This is a genomic window from Paenarthrobacter sp. NPDC092416, assembly GCF_044755025.1.
In the GTDB taxonomy this organism is placed as follows: Bacteria; Actinomycetota; Actinomycetes; order Actinomycetales; family Micrococcaceae; genus Arthrobacter.
Genome location: NZ_JBIVQG010000010.1, coordinates 61,310 through 74,170, shown reverse-complemented (window position 1 = coordinate 74,170; position 12,861 = coordinate 61,310). Strand labels below are relative to the sequence as shown.

The 12,861-nt window shown below is 62.8% G+C and carries 14 protein-coding genes; 6 read left to right on the top strand and 8 right to left on the bottom strand.

What is annotated here, in order from left to right; translation table 11 throughout:
- Nucleotides 1-6: 6 nt before the first annotated feature.
- On the bottom strand, nucleotides 7-1,341 hold the full coding sequence (locus tag ACIQC5_RS17585; protein WP_400285171.1) for an MFS transporter: 1,335 nt from the start codon (nucleotides 1,339-1,341) through the stop codon (nucleotides 7-9).
- Nucleotides 1,342-1,529: 188 nt separating this feature from the next.
- Here ACIQC5_RS17585 and ACIQC5_RS17580 point away from each other — a divergent pair, with 188 nt between their 5' ends.
- Together ACIQC5_RS17580 and ACIQC5_RS17575 are read left to right on the top strand one after the other, a co-directional pair.
- Complete coding sequence (locus ACIQC5_RS17580) at nucleotides 1,530-2,198, top strand: TetR/AcrR family transcriptional regulator (protein ID WP_400285168.1); 669 nt, start codon at nucleotides 1,530-1,532, stop codon at nucleotides 2,196-2,198.
- Nucleotides 2,199-2,207: 9 nt separating this feature from the next.
- A complete protein-coding gene (locus ACIQC5_RS17575) occupies nucleotides 2,208-2,642 on the top strand; it encodes an acyl-CoA thioesterase (RefSeq protein ID WP_400285166.1) in 435 nt (144 codons plus the stop codon).
- 270 nt (nucleotides 2,643-2,912) lie between these two features.
- Here the strand turns inward: ACIQC5_RS17575 and ACIQC5_RS17570 are convergent, their stop codons facing one another.
- From ACIQC5_RS17570 to ACIQC5_RS17550, 5 genes are all read right to left on the bottom strand, one after another.
- The gene (locus tag ACIQC5_RS17570) at nucleotides 2,913-3,662 is read right to left on the bottom strand and encodes an SDR family oxidoreductase (RefSeq protein WP_223934936.1); all 750 of its coding nucleotides are present in this window, start codon (nucleotides 3,660-3,662) and stop codon (nucleotides 2,913-2,915) included.
- An 82-nt stretch (nucleotides 3,663-3,744) separates the two neighbouring features.
- Nucleotides 3,745-5,085 (bottom strand): MFS transporter, encoded by a 1,341-nt coding sequence (locus ACIQC5_RS17565; RefSeq protein WP_400285162.1) that lies wholly within the window; start codon nucleotides 5,083-5,085, stop codon nucleotides 3,745-3,747.
- 55 nt (nucleotides 5,086-5,140) lie between these two features.
- Nucleotides 5,141-6,154, bottom strand: a complete 1,014-nt coding sequence (locus tag ACIQC5_RS17560) for a biotin-dependent carboxyltransferase family protein (RefSeq protein ID WP_400285159.1) — start codon at nucleotides 6,152-6,154, stop codon at nucleotides 5,141-5,143.
- The gene (locus ACIQC5_RS17555; RefSeq protein WP_400285156.1) at nucleotides 6,151-6,918 is read right to left on the bottom strand and encodes an allophanate hydrolase subunit 1; all 768 of its coding nucleotides are present in this window, start codon (nucleotides 6,916-6,918) and stop codon (nucleotides 6,151-6,153) included. The genes ACIQC5_RS17560 and ACIQC5_RS17555 overlap by 4 nt, the downstream gene beginning before the upstream one ends.
- Nucleotide 6,919: 1 nt before the next feature.
- Nucleotides 6,920-7,708, bottom strand: a complete 789-nt coding sequence (locus tag ACIQC5_RS17550; protein WP_400285153.1) for a LamB/YcsF family protein — start codon at nucleotides 7,706-7,708, stop codon at nucleotides 6,920-6,922.
- Nucleotides 7,709-8,006: 298 nt separating this feature from the next.
- On the opposite strand from ACIQC5_RS17550, the gene ACIQC5_RS17545 reads away from it, so the two are divergent.
- Both ACIQC5_RS17545 and ACIQC5_RS17540 read left to right on the top strand, forming a co-directional pair.
- The gene (locus tag ACIQC5_RS17545) at nucleotides 8,007-8,951 is read left to right on the top strand and encodes a LysR substrate-binding domain-containing protein (protein ID WP_400285151.1); all 945 of its coding nucleotides are present in this window, start codon (nucleotides 8,007-8,009) and stop codon (nucleotides 8,949-8,951) included.
- Between the two features lie 124 nt (nucleotides 8,952-9,075).
- Nucleotides 9,076-9,297 carry a hypothetical protein gene (locus ACIQC5_RS17540; protein WP_400285148.1) on the top strand — a complete coding sequence of 74 codons (222 nt, stop codon included), beginning with the start codon at nucleotides 9,076-9,078 and terminating at the stop codon, nucleotides 9,295-9,297.
- 210 nt (nucleotides 9,298-9,507) lie between these two features.
- On the opposite strand, the gene ACIQC5_RS17535 is transcribed toward ACIQC5_RS17540, so the two are convergent.
- Both ACIQC5_RS17535 and ACIQC5_RS17530 read right to left on the bottom strand, forming a co-directional pair.
- On the bottom strand, nucleotides 9,508-10,182 hold the full coding sequence (locus tag ACIQC5_RS17535) for a 4-carboxy-4-hydroxy-2-oxoadipate aldolase/oxaloacetate decarboxylase (RefSeq protein ID WP_400285145.1): 675 nt from the start codon (nucleotides 10,180-10,182) through the stop codon (nucleotides 9,508-9,510).
- Nucleotides 10,169-11,413: an aspartate transaminase gene (locus ACIQC5_RS17530; protein WP_400285142.1), complete on the bottom strand. Its 1,245-nt coding sequence runs from the start codon at nucleotides 11,411-11,413 to the stop codon at nucleotides 10,169-10,171. The genes ACIQC5_RS17535 and ACIQC5_RS17530 overlap by 14 nt, the downstream gene beginning before the upstream one ends.
- 292 nt (nucleotides 11,414-11,705) lie before the next feature.
- Here ACIQC5_RS17530 and ACIQC5_RS17525 point away from each other — a divergent pair, with 292 nt between their 5' ends.
- Nucleotides 11,706-12,290: a hypothetical protein gene (locus ACIQC5_RS17525; RefSeq protein ID WP_400285139.1), complete on the top strand. Its 585-nt coding sequence runs from the start codon at nucleotides 11,706-11,708 to the stop codon at nucleotides 12,288-12,290.
- Between the two features lie 179 nt (nucleotides 12,291-12,469).
- Nucleotides 12,470-12,838, top strand: coding sequence for a nuclear transport factor 2 family protein (locus ACIQC5_RS17520; RefSeq protein WP_400285136.1), 369 nt, complete (start codon nucleotides 12,470-12,472; stop codon nucleotides 12,836-12,838).
- Nucleotides 12,839-12,861: the final 23 nt, after the last annotated feature.

Here is a 12,861-nt window from a genome sequence, read left to right as displayed (position 1 = left end):
CGCTGGTTAGCGGACACCCTTGATCCAAGTGACAGTGATACTGCCCAGGGCGCACAGCGCGGCGGCTGCGAACCATAGGAGCCCGTAATTGTGGCCGCTGCCGATGGCGAGGATCGCCGGTGCGGCTGCGGGAACGATGATGTTGGGAATGCTGAGGGCCAGGCTGAAGACTGCGAGGTCTTTGCCGGCGTCGCGGGCGTCGGGGAGGACTGCCGCGCACAATGCGAGGTCCACGGTCAGGTACATCGCCTGGCCCATGGCGAAGACGATCCACGCCACCACGAATTGTTCGAACGAGGCCGCCGTTGCCCCGATCACCAGGGCTGTGGCCATGAGCAGTGCGGCAGCGATGACGAACGGCTTGCGGCGGCCGATCTTGTCCGAGAGCCATCCGGAAGCCATGAAGAAGAGGATGCTGACCGGCGCGGACATCAAGGTCAGCGTTCCAGCGCTCCTTCCGGCCTCCGCAATGGGCATGTGGAGCCCATCCATCAGGAAGAAGATGAAGTACGCGAACAAGGCAGTCATGGCGATGCCCGCGAAGAACCGGGATACCCAAGCCCAGGCGAAGTTCGGGTGCTTTCGGGGATTGACGATGAACGTCCTGGCGAGGCCCTTCAGATCCAGCGGGGGAAGCTCGGACCGCTTCTTGACGGGGTCCTTGTACAGCACCAGCAGGGGCAAGCTGCAGACGATCGCCAGTAGGACGGGAACGCACATCATGTACAAAGGAACATCCACCAGCCACGCGGCGAGGTAGGAGCCCGCGGACATTGCCAGTGCACCAAACATACCCATGGCGCCCATGACCCGCCCGCGTTTGTTGTCCGGCAGCGCCTCCACGGGAATCACGCTGAACGTATTGAACGCCGCCTGCGCGCACACCAGCGCAACAACATAGGCCGCGATGATGACTGGCGTGGATGGCACGGTTCCGATCACGGCAGCAGCCAGCAGCGCCGGGATCAGCCCGCCGATAATCCACGGACGACGGCGGCCGAAGCGGCTGGCGGTGCGATCGGACAGTGCGCCGGTGAGCGGGATAGTGACGATCAGGAGCAGCGCGCTGATGGAGACAGCCATGCCGTAGCTGGCTTCCTTGGCGGCAGGATCCACCACGGCCAATCGAAGGGAAAGTGCAGTGCCCAAGGTCAGGCTCATGATGTACATGCCGAGCGCTGCAATGAGGACCAGGGCCATGGTCTTCTTCGCGGACGTTTGGGGCGTTGTGGCTGCTTGGGGGTGCGGGTTCGGAATTCCGGCGGTTGTGCCTGACGGTGCATCCAGCTGTGCATGCTCCGCCGGCTCCAAGACCTGGGTCGCGGCTGTGGGGTCACCCATGAAAATCCTCCTTTGGATCAGAGCCACCATTGGCTCCCTGTGACCGGTGACGCAGGGGCGTTGGGGACCCTGCGATGTCTTTCATGCAAAGGTAACCAAAGTTTGACCACTTTGGAATATTTTCGCCGAGATTTCTTTACCAAAGTGGAAAAGAAACTTGGTAGCCTCGTATCAGAGGAGGCCTTCACATGGATTCACACACAGCAACCCGCGCGCCCGGACGGACCGGCAAGCGCGCCCCCTACGCCAACGGGGCCAAGAAGCGCGCAGAACTGGTGGAGTCGGCCTTCCAGGTCTTCGCCGAACAGGGCTACCTCGGCTTGTCCATCCGGCAGATCGCCGAGCACATTGGAACCAGCCACACAGCGCTTCTCCACCACTTCGGGAGCAAAGAGGCCCTTCTGGAAGCCGTGCTTGTCCTCCGTGAAGAACGGGAAGGGCCGTGGCGGCAGGCGCTTATTGATGAGCGAGGCCTGCTGGAAACCGTGCCGGCGGTGATGCGGCACAACGCAGGCATCCGCGGCGTCATCCACCTCGACGCAACGCTGCGAGCCGAGGCCATCCGCCCGGACCATCCGGCCCACGAGTTCCTGCTCCGCCGCAACGAGGACTTTGTGGCGTCAGTACACTCCGAGCTCGAACGGGAACTGGCGGCTGGACGGTTGCGGGAAGGCTTCTCCCCCGCTGTCATGGCCCGCCAAATTACGGCTCTGGTAGATGGCATCCAGTTGAGTTGGCTGTACGACGAATCCGTTGACATGGCGGAGCACCTCCAAGCCTTCATGGACCTGATCAGGAGGCCGGAACCCGGCGCAACCGGGACGCAACATGACGCGGAGGAAATTCCAGTTCGCTAATCTCGGATTATGGAAAAAGCAGACATCACCTTCCGCACCCGCAAATGGGTGCGGCCCGAGGACCTCAACGCCAACGGCACGCTCTTTGGTGGCAGCCTGCTGAAGTGGATCGATGAAGAGGCCGCGATCTACGCCATCCTGCAGCTTGGGAATGGCCGGGCCGTCACCAAGTACATCTCGGAAATCAACTTTGTCAGCTCCGCGGTGCAGGGAGACCTTATTGAGATGGGCCTGACGGCGAAGCGCTTCGGGCGCACGTCGCTGACCATGCGCGCCGAGGTCCGGAACATGATCACGCGGCAGAGCATCCTCACCATTGAGGAAATCGTCTTCGTGAACCTTGGCACCGACGGTCGTCCACAGCCACACGGCTACACGGAAATCACGTACGACCGCGACCGCATTCCCACGCACCACCTGACAGATACCCTCCACGAGGACTGAACCACCCGGCGTCGTACGTTGAAAGAGCTGCGCTCCTTCCCACTTGCCTCGACCGGCACCCTGAATGCCACGTGACCCGGCCACGGAAATCCGCGGAACCCCAGCGGAAGCACTTCAGGCGAGCGGGGTGGAGTGCGCAGTAACTGGGCAGGAACGTCGGACCTACTGCGTTAACGGGTGCTGGCGGCCGCGAGAACGCGGCCGCCAGCCTATGTTTTCCGGTGACGGGAGTGATGTCACCGGAACCTATGGGGCGCCTGATTCAGAAAATCAGCGCCGGTCGAACGTCAGCCCGCCTGGCACCTGGAACGTCGGCATGAGCTCAAGCATGCCCACATTCACGTGGCGCGGCGTTTCGATGGCGTAGTCCAGGGCGTTCACAATGTCGTCGGTAGTCAGTGACTCGTAGCCCTCGTAGTACGTCTTCCAGGCTTCTTCCATGGCCTCGGGCGTGCCACCCATGTTGCGGCCGAAGATCTCAGTCTCCACTCGGCCCGGGCAGATCTCGGTGACGCGGATGCGCTTGCCGACGGTGTCGTTGCGGAGCTGGCGCGAGATCTGGTGAACGGCCGCCTTGGTAGCGTGGTAGACGGTGTGCCCGTAGAAGTTGTAGACGCCCGCGATCGAGCTGATGTTGATGACGTGGCCAAGGTCGCGTTCCACCATGCCCGGCAGAACCAACCGCGTGAGCTGCAGCAGGCCACGAAGATTCACGTCCACCAGTTCGTCGATGTCCTCTTCGGACGAGTCCAGGATGTTGCCCGGCCGGGACACTCCGGCGCAGTTCACCAGGACGTCCACCTTGAGTTCGCTCACGACGGCGGCCAGCGCGGCTGTGTCGGTCAGGTCCACCACATGCGGGACTGCTCCGGTGCGGTCGGCCAGTTCAGCGAGGCGCTCCTCGTTGCGGGCCACGGCGTGAACGGTCAGGCCGCGCTTGGCGAGGCGTTCAGCGATGGCTGCGCCCATACCGGTGGAAGCTCCGGTGACGAGTGCGGTGGTGTAGTCAGAAAAGGACATGGGGTTCTCCAAAGGTGGGGAATCGGTGGGGCTCAGTGCGCCGGACCCTGAGGTCCGGCGCACTGCCCGGAGGTCAGTGATGCTACGCGTCGCGCAGCGGTTCGTGGGCGCGGTCCTTGACCGTGCTGACGGCGATCAGCGTGCCCAGCGCCGTGATGACTGCGTAGAAGGCCGGCATGTAGATGTTCCCCGTGGACGAAATCAGCCAGGTCATGAGCAGCGGAGCGGTTCCGCCGAACAGCGCGGAGGAGATGTTGTAGCCAAGACCGTAAGCGGAGTAGCGGACCCGGGTGGGGAACAGTTCAACGATCAGGATGTGGATGACGGCGGTGTGGCCGGCGAAGACGACTGCCATGATGCAGGCACCGAGGATTGCCAGCCCCATTTCACCCGTTGCAATGAGGGCGTAGGAGGGGATGCCGAGGACTGCCATGGCGATTGCGGATCCGGCGATGACCTTCTTGCGGCCAACACGGTCGGAGAGGGCACCCATGAACGGGATGGCGATACAGATGACCACCAGGCTGCAGGCAGTAACCAGAAGGGCTTGGCCGATAGTGAAGTTAAGCTGCTTGCCCTTGAGGAACGTGGGCATGTAGGAGAACAGGACGTAGTAGCCGGAGCCGTTCATGAGCGGGATGAAGAGGGCCAGGAGCATGGCACGGCGGTGCTCAGCAGACTTGAAGGCTTCCTTCAACGGGTTCTTGGAGAGGCCGCCCTCTTCCTTGAGCTTGACGAAGTTGGGGGTGTCCGCGATTGCCTTGCGGATGTACCAGCCGATGACGCCCATCGGGATGGCGACCAAGAACGGGATGCGCCATGCGAACGAGCCGAAGCCGCCGCCGTCGATCGCTGCCTGGGTGAGCCACGGGGACATGGAAAACGCCACGAGCGTACCGGTGAGCAGTGCTGCGAAGGAGGCGATCTGGGCGTAGGACGTGATGACACCGCGCTTGCCTTCAGGGGCGTGCTCGGCAAGGAACGTCATGGCGCCGGCAGCTTCGCCGCCAACGGAGAAGCCCTGCAGCATACGCAGGAGCACCAGCAGGATTGGCGCGGCAATGCCAATGGCCGCATATGGCGGCAGGAGGCCGATGCCGGCGGTGGCAACACTGATCAGGAGGATCACAAAGACCAGTAGCTTCTGCCTGCCGATCCTGTCTCCGAGGTAGCCACAGACAACGGCGCCTAGCGGCCGGACGAAGAACGATACCGCGTAGCCCGCAAAGACGAAGAGCAGTGCGTTATCCGGATTGCCTGGCGCGAGGAAGACGAGCGCCAGCGTTCCCGCCATGAAGGCGAAAATGCCGTTGTCGTACAGTTCCACGAAGATGCCAACACAACCTGCGGTGACAACCTTGCGGGTTTGGCGGCCCGTGAGCCGCTCATGCTGCGCTGGTGCAGCGTTGGTGCTTGCGGTCATGACTTTTCCTTACTGAGATGAGCGTAGCAACGCCTACTGGTGTGACGACAGGGTTTTAGCTGCATGCCGCAACTGGTAGGTCCTGCCACTGGGGACGGCATCCGATGCCGAGGAGTCCGAAGACGGTGTTGACGGATTCGCGGAGCGTTTCGAGTTGGGCCCGCGAGCGCCTGTGGGCGGCAGTTGCTTCTGCCACTGTGGTTTTCCGAAAACGGACTTTGTCCCCTGGCCGCGCTTGGGCCAGGACATCCAGTCCGGTGCTGGTGACCACTGCGAGTACGGGATACCCGGCGGTGACGCCGCGTCCCCGGTGCAGCACCAGCAGCTCTTCCCTTGAGGGAACCTCGACGGCGCCAACTGGCACGCCGCGGGAAAGCACCTCACCGCTGGAGGTTCTTTCCGGAAGTTCTCCGCCGAGCCGCAGGCCGATGTGGTTGCTGCGGCCGCTGACGGCGTATTCCGAGGTGAAGAGCAGTTCACCGGATTCGCCAAACTCGGCGACGTCCGGCCCGTCGGTCACGTCGACCAACAGATCTGTTCCCATGCTGGGCCGTTCGAGGCCAAGCCGGAAAAGGGGAAGGTCGAAGTACGGCTGGCGTACCGGGCCAACGCTCCTGCGGGTGAGGAGGCTGGTGCCTTCCTTAAGTTGAAGTCCGAAGCCCACCACAGTATCCGGGGCTACGCTGCCGAGCAGCGTCTCCGCCTCGATGGAGCCGTGGATTGCCAGGTACGCCCGGAGGCCGCGTTGGATTCCGCGAATGGACACTGTTTCTCCGGCACGCACCGAGACCGGTTCCCACTGGCTCGACGGGCGGCCTCCGACGGTGAGCGTGAGCGGCGCACCCGTGACGGCGATCAGGATGTCGGTGGTGGCCTTCATCCGGAAATCCAGGGCAGTGATCTCCACCAGGGGATCGTTGTCCGGGTTTCCGGCCAGGATGTTGGCCGCCCGGGCGGAGTACTGATCCAGGGCCCCATTGACAGGGAGCCCGAAGCGGGGTCCGCGGGTTCTGCCGAGGTCGGTGACGACGGAGTTACCGGGTTGCTGGATCAGGATTTCGCCGCTCATGGCAGCGCTCCCAACTCCACAGCCGCCAGTTCCACTGCTTCTAGTTCCAGTGCTTGCAGTTCCAGGCCGGCGTAATCGCTGAAGTCCTCGGAACGGATCTGCCGGAACCGCAGGATGTCGCCCGGCTTGTAGGGCACCAGCGGTTCGCGACGGATGTTCAAGACCGAAAGAGGGGTCTGGCCGATCACGCACCATCCTCCCGGAGCCGACGCCGGAGCGATGACTGCCTGGCGTCCGGCTACGGCAACCGCACCAGCCGGAACGCTGAGCCTCGGATCCTTGAGCCGGGGCACCGGCTTGGGGAACGCGGGGCCGTCCATCATGGGGGATCCAGCGGGGGCACCCAAACAACGAACGGTGTAGGTCTTTTCCGTGTGGAGGCGAATGACGTCCTCGGTGGTGATCCCTTGGTGCTGGGCGACGCGCTCAAGGTCCGGCCCGTATTCGCCGCCGTAGACCACAGGTACATCGAACTCACGGGGAGCCGCTGTGCTTCCGTTGGAGCGGTCGAGTTCCAGGAGCCCGAGCTTGACGAACGCGCGCACCTGACGGGCCGACACCAGCACGGGGTCGAATTCCACCAGTACGGAATCGTACGTTGGGACAGCACCGTGAAGTCCCTCGGCACCGCAGTTTTCCAGCCAGTCGGCCAGGCGGTGCACAGTGAGCCAGTTGTCTTCGCTGGCCTCCGAGATCGCCACGACGCGCAGTGCGGAGTCTCCGGACTCGTAGATCTCGGTGGGAGCCGCTGTCAGCAGGGACATGTCAGGCCGCCTTCCTTTTGGCATCCATGACCTCGGTAAGAGGGGCGATGCGGACGCCGGCGGAGATGAGCCCGGACCTGATCCGGCGGGCCAGGTCAACGGCGCCGGGGTTGTCCCCATGGAGGAGGACAGTATCGACGTCGATATCCATGTCCACGCCGTTCGCGCAGCGGATCTTGCCGTCAACCACCATGCGCAGCGTGCGGTCCACGATCTCTGCGGGATCGTGCAACACAGCACCGGGCTGGCTGCGCGGAACCAGCGTGCCGTCTTCCTGGTACGCCCGGTCGACGATGCCGACGATCGCAACGTCCAGGTTTGCGTTGCGGGCCGCTGCGGCCAGTTCGCCTTCCTGGGCGACCACAATCAGCTCGTTGTCCACGCTTGATGCCGCCTCGGCAACAGCCTGGGCATAGTCGGCGCGGACTGCCACGAGATTGCCCAGCCTGCCATGCGGAGCGATGTGCGTCACCTTGGTGCCGTGGAAGGCAGCGAACCCGTTGAGGGCACCGAGCTGGTACAGGACATCGTTTTGAACCTCGCTGGCAGAAAGGCCCATGTCCCGGCGACCGAACCCACGAAGGTCAGGGAAGCTCGGATGCGCTCCGATGCCTACTCCGCGGCGAACGCATTCAGCAACGGTGGCAGCCATGATGTCCGGGTCACCGGCATGGAACCCGCATGCGATATTGGCACTTGTTACGATCTCCAGGAGTTCGGAATCGTCGCCAATGGTGTAGGCGCCAAATCCCTCTCCAAGATCCGCTACAAGATCAATTGTCGGGTTCACGTGGTTCTCTTTCCGTGGTTCTGCCTTTGGGTTTGGGAATTGCGCAGTAGCCTCTAAGGGCATTATGTGAATTCCCGTGAAATGGCTGACGCTGTTGGAATCCAAAGCGTCGCCTGAAGTTCTTTCCAAAAGTCTCGCACTGGTCAACCACGTTGCACAAAGACCTAATCACTATCCCGTGATAGGTCTCCGTTATGACCTGCACCACCCTGTACTGTGGCATGGGTCCCAGCGCTGCCGGATAGAATTTCTCCATGGCATGCCACCCGGGGACGTGGCCCTCCAGGAAGGCAGACCCATGGATACGCGCAAGCTCTCATACTTCGTGCAGATCGTTGACTCCGGCAGCATCACCAAGGCAGCCGCCGCGCTCCACGTGGCCCAGCCCGCCCTGAGCCAGCAGGTATCGGCACTGGAGAACGACCTCAAGCAGCGCCTGCTGATCCGCAGCAAGCAGGGTGTCGAGCCCACGGCAGCAGGGCACACCTTGTACCGCCACGCACAGTCGATTCTGCGCTTGGTTGAGCAGGCCAGGCAGGACGTCGCCACCTCAGGCGCAGCACCGTCGGGCAGGGTCTCCATCGCGATTGCGCCCTACAGTATGGCCTCCAGCCTGACGCCCCAGATCATCAGCGAGGTCGGCCGGCGTTACCCGGATATCGTGGTCCACCTGACAGAGATTTTCGGCGGCGTGTTGAGCGAAGCCATCAAGAACGGCCGCCTCGACATGGCTCTCATTTACGAGCCCGGGAAGATCCGAGGGGTTCAGTTCACCACCATGATCGTGGAAGACCTTCACCTGGTGGTCCACCCGGACGTGGACATCAACCACGGCAAGGACACCATCACGCTCGCGGAAGCGAGCACGGTGGGACTCTTCCTTCCGGAGAAGAACCACACCCTGCGCCAGCTCATCGAGAAGGGACTGGCAGACCTGGACTTGCCGCTCCGTTTGGTGGGGGAAGTGGAGTCAGTCCCTTCCCTGATCCGGCTCATCCGCGCCAACCTCGGTGGGACAGTGCTCCCGAAGTCAGCCGCGGACGCCCTCTTCCCGGACCAGAACTTCAAGGTGCTGCGGATCGTGGAACCCGGCCTGCAGAGCAAAATTGCCCTGTGCACACCTGACCACGAGCCACTCTCCGAGGCTGCCTCTGCTGTGCTGCTGGTGGTCAAGGAGATGCTGCACCAGCAGCTGATATCCAAGTACGGAACAGACCCCGTCCAGCTACCGGCTCATCCATAACAAACCCTTATCCGGACAGACAGCTTTGGTCTTATTCAAGAACGTTTTAATTTCCTAGGATCGAATTATCAAGTAATTCGAAAGCAGCTCACGGATTCCGCGGGCCTGTTCAAAGGAAATAACGGTGAAGAAGATCAGCACAGCCGGATGGGTTTCGAATCCAACCCGCGGAACGATCAGCGCACGAACAGGATTTCACTGCCCACGGAATGGTTTTTGGCGGCCCCTGGGAGGGATCGGCGAACCGCTCTTCGTCTTTGAAGGAAGCCTGATGCCGGCGCACGCAGGAAACAGCATCGAATGGCACCTCGTCGATACCCGTCCGGGACACTCCGGACTCGACTAAGCCCTCCCGAACCTGAGCCGACTGGCTCCCCGCCGGTTCGACGCCGGATCTACCCCGGAACCCGGCCATCCGCCGTCGTACTTTCACCAAAGCTGCAGCACGCCAAGGCGCCCTGTCACCGACAAGGCGCCTTTTCCGTGCCCAAAGAGTGCACACCAAAGGGCCGGCCGCAACGCCCTTCACAACGCGCGACCGGCCCTTTGCGGACGGTTAGTCTTCGACCAGGAGGCCCTTCTCCTTGAGCTTCTCCGTCAGGCCGCAGAGCTCGATGGTGTTGCCGCCGTCGTGGTACAGCTTGATGAGTTCGCGCTCGTGGTCGTCGCGGGCCTGGGACAGTGCGATGACTTCCTCAGCTTCTTCCCTGCGGACAACCACCACGCCGTCGGCGTCACCGCGGAGGATGTCACCCGGGTAGATGATTTCGTCGCCGAAGACGATGGGGTGGTTGATCGGGCCGAGGGTTTCCTTGACCGTGCCCTTGATACTGACGCTGCCGGAGAACACAGGCAGGCCGAGTTCGATCAGGTCCTGGGTGTCGCGCACGCCGGAATCGGTGACCATCGCGGCGATGCCCTTGGCCTTCATGGCGTTGCCCAGGACGTCGCCGAACGTGCCGGCCTCGGTCATTTCCTGCGCCCCCACCAGGACGACGTCGCCTGCCTGGGCGTAGTGGATGGCCACCTGGAGCATGAGGTTGTCCTGCGGGGCACAAGCGACAGTAACGGCTGGCCCGCAGAAGGACATGGAGCGGTCGATCGGCTTGATTTTGGAGCTCAGGGCGCCGCGACGACCCTGTGCTTCATGGATGGTCGCTGAGGAAAAGGCAGCCAGGCGGCTGACGACGTCGGCATCAGGGCGCTCGAACTTGGTCTTAACGTGGATCATTTGAGGGATCTTTCTGTGGGGCCTGGGACAGGGCGTTAACGGCAGCGCGGATCGAGTCCACGCCGTCGTTGATGGTCTCCAGCGAGGTGGCGAAGGAGATGCGGAAGTAAGGGCCAAGGCCGTAGGCCGAGCCCTGGATGACGGCCACGCGGGCCGCGTCCAGCAGGTAGAGCGTGAAGTCTTGGTCGTTCTCAATGACTTTGCCGTCGGGTGCGGTCTTGCCGATGACGCCGCTGCAGTTCACATATGCGTAGAAGGCGCCGTCCGCCGGAGCGACGGACAGTCCGTTGATGGCATTCAAGCCCTCGACGGCGGCGTCCCGGCGCTTGCGGTAAACCTCCACACTGTCGCGGACAAAGGACTGGTCGCCATTCAGTGCCGCTACTGCGGCAGCCTGGCTGATGGATGAGGGGCACGATGACGTCTGCGATTGCAGCTTGTTCATTGCCGCGATCAAGGGCGCCGGACCCACGCCGTAGCCGAGTCGCCAGCCAGTCATGGCATACGCCTTGGAGACACCATTGACCAGCAGGATGCGGTCCTTGAGCGCCGGCGCGGCGGTGACCAGGCTGGTGACGCGGCCATCGCCGAAGTGGATTTCGTCGTAGATCTCATCAGTGAGGATGAAGACCTGCGGATGCCGTTCCAGAACTCCGCCAAGAGCCTGGAGTTCCTCGCGGGTGTACACGGCGCCGGTGGGGTTGGAGGGCGCGTTGAGGATGAGCCATTTGGTCTTGGGGGTGATGGCTTCTTCCAAGGCGGCCGGGGTGAGCTTAAAGCCAGCGTCTTCGCCGCACGCGACGATCACCGGAGTGCCGTCGTTGGCGAGCACCATATCCGGGTAGGACACCCAGTACGGCGCGGGAACGATCACTTCGTCGCCCTCATTAAGCGAAGCCATCAGGGCAACATAGAGAACCTGCTTGGCGCCGCCGCCGATGGTCAGCTGATTGGGCTCATAGTGGTGCCCGGTGTGGTTCTCGATCTTGCGGAGGATCGCCGTCTGCAGCTCGGGCGTACCGGTCACCGAGGTGTACTTGGTCTCGCCATTGTTGATCGCTTCGATAGCGGCAGCCTTGATGTGATCCGGGGTGTCGAAGTCCGGCTCGCCGACGGTCAGGTCGATGATCGGGATGCCTTCAGCTTTCAGTTCGCGGACGCGGGCGGCGGCGGCGACGCTCGCTGAGGACTTGATGCGGGTGACCCTCGACGCCGGCAGGTAGTCGGACATGTCTCCTCCAGGAATGTGGAACTCAGGACGCGCGGATTCGCGTATCCCCTTTTTCGAGACTAGGGATTCGCGCGGGCCGTGGATAAGACCTAATGTGCGTGGATCTATAAGGGGGTCTTATGACGGGCGCCCCTGTATGGGGGCTTTGTGCGCGGTTGGAGTGTTTTCGCGTCCATACGGGCTTCTTCCATGCACTTTTCTTATGGGTTCACGCGGTATTGGTATTTCCTCCGGCGGCTGAACGATGCCTAAATTCAAGGAGTCAGAAGACTCACAGTGTCCGGAGGAAGCCATGCCAGCCCACGCCAGGTCCGTCTCGACAGTTTCGGGCCAAGGCCGCTCGGGCGAAGGCCGCTCAGCCGAAGATCGCCCGGCCGCCGGACGCTACACCTACCGGGCCAAGGCGTCACGTTCAGAAGCCCCGCCGCACGCCGCGGCCAAAGGTGAGCGCGCCAAGCTCGCCCATGCCCTTGCAGCGCATCGCCAACTCCTGTCCCATGCTTCCAGCGCCATCAGGACCCTGACTGCCGCGCGGAACGACATGATCGCCCAAGCCTTGGAAGACGGGCTGACCCTGGCCACAGTTGCCGCAGTCACCGGCGAGAACCTGCGGACTGTCAGGACCATCGGTTTGGCTTATGACGACCTCCACGCGAGCGGAGTCCCCCGGGACGCGCACGTGGCCAGACTGAAGGCCAAGAGTGACGAGTTGAAAGCAGCTGGACTACATCGTGACCAGATCGCCGAACGACGCGAGGCCCTGATCGTCATGGCTCTCCGCACCCAAATCTGCGACGACCTCGAACTCGCCTCGTTGACCGGGCTCACTCCGGACCATATCCGACGGGCATCCCGGGGCATTGCCCGGCCGGCGTAGCGCGACGTTCCTTCCCAGTTATTCCCCCAGCACTCAGGGCTTTCACGGCCGGAACCCCGGAAACACACGAATCTCCGGCCTCCGCCGAAGTTCGGAATCCCCGTGCCGGCCCACTAACTGGGAAGGAACGCAAGCGCCCCACCGTTGAACCCGCGGGCTGGGGCGGGTAGAACGGAGGCATGAGTGACGTGAACTCTTGGATGGACCAGTACGTCCGCGCGTGGACGTCGAACGAGCCGGATGACATACGGGCACTGTTCACCGAAGACGCCGTCTATTCCACCCGGCCCCATGCCGAGTCACCTTGGCGCGGCCACCAGGAAATCGTTGACGGATGGAACGAGGCCGGTGATCAGCCGCATGATTGGACCTTCGAGTGGACACTGTTGGGGCAAGACGGCGACACCGCGTTCGTTGAAGGGCTTACAACCTACCTCAACGGCGAGCCCACGTACGACAACCTCTGGGTGATCCGCTTCGCTGCGGACGGCCGCGCCCGCGAATTCACGGAGTGGTTCATGGCGCGCAAGGACTCCGGCGAAGCCTAACCCAACTGAGGGACAGCGCTCAT

Coding starts and splice junctions, on each gene's coding strand:
- ACIQC5_RS17585 (WP_400285171.1), bottom strand. CDS start 1,341: ATGGGTGACCCCACAGCCGCGACCCAGGTCTTGGAGCCGGCGGAGCAT.
- ACIQC5_RS17580 (WP_400285168.1), top strand. CDS start 1,530: ATGGATTCACACACAGCAACCCGCGCGCCCGGACGGACCGGCAAGCGC.
- ACIQC5_RS17575 (WP_400285166.1), top strand. CDS start 2,208: ATGGAAAAAGCAGACATCACCTTCCGCACCCGCAAATGGGTGCGGCCC.
- ACIQC5_RS17570 (WP_223934936.1), bottom strand. CDS start 3,662: ATGTCCTTTTCTGACTACACCACCGCACTCGTCACCGGAGCTTCCACC.
- ACIQC5_RS17565 (WP_400285162.1), bottom strand. CDS start 5,085: ATGACCGCAAGCACCAACGCTGCACCAGCGCAGCATGAGCGGCTCACG.
- ACIQC5_RS17560 (WP_400285159.1), bottom strand. CDS start 6,154: ATGAGCGGCGAAATCCTGATCCAGCAACCCGGTAACTCCGTCGTCACC.
- ACIQC5_RS17555 (WP_400285156.1), bottom strand. CDS start 6,918: ATGTCCCTGCTGACAGCGGCTCCCACCGAGATCTACGAGTCCGGAGAC.
- ACIQC5_RS17545 (WP_400285151.1), top strand. CDS start 8,007: ATGGATACGCGCAAGCTCTCATACTTCGTGCAGATCGTTGACTCCGGC.
- ACIQC5_RS17535 (WP_400285145.1), bottom strand. CDS start 10,182: ATGATCCACGTTAAGACCAAGTTCGAGCGCCCTGATGCCGACGTCGTC.
- ACIQC5_RS17530 (WP_400285142.1), bottom strand. CDS start 11,413: ATGTCCGACTACCTGCCGGCGTCGAGGGTCACCCGCATCAAGTCCTCA.
- ACIQC5_RS17525 (WP_400285139.1), top strand. CDS start 11,706: ATGCCAGCCCACGCCAGGTCCGTCTCGACAGTTTCGGGCCAAGGCCGC.
- ACIQC5_RS17520 (WP_400285136.1), top strand. CDS start 12,470: ATGAGTGACGTGAACTCTTGGATGGACCAGTACGTCCGCGCGTGGACG.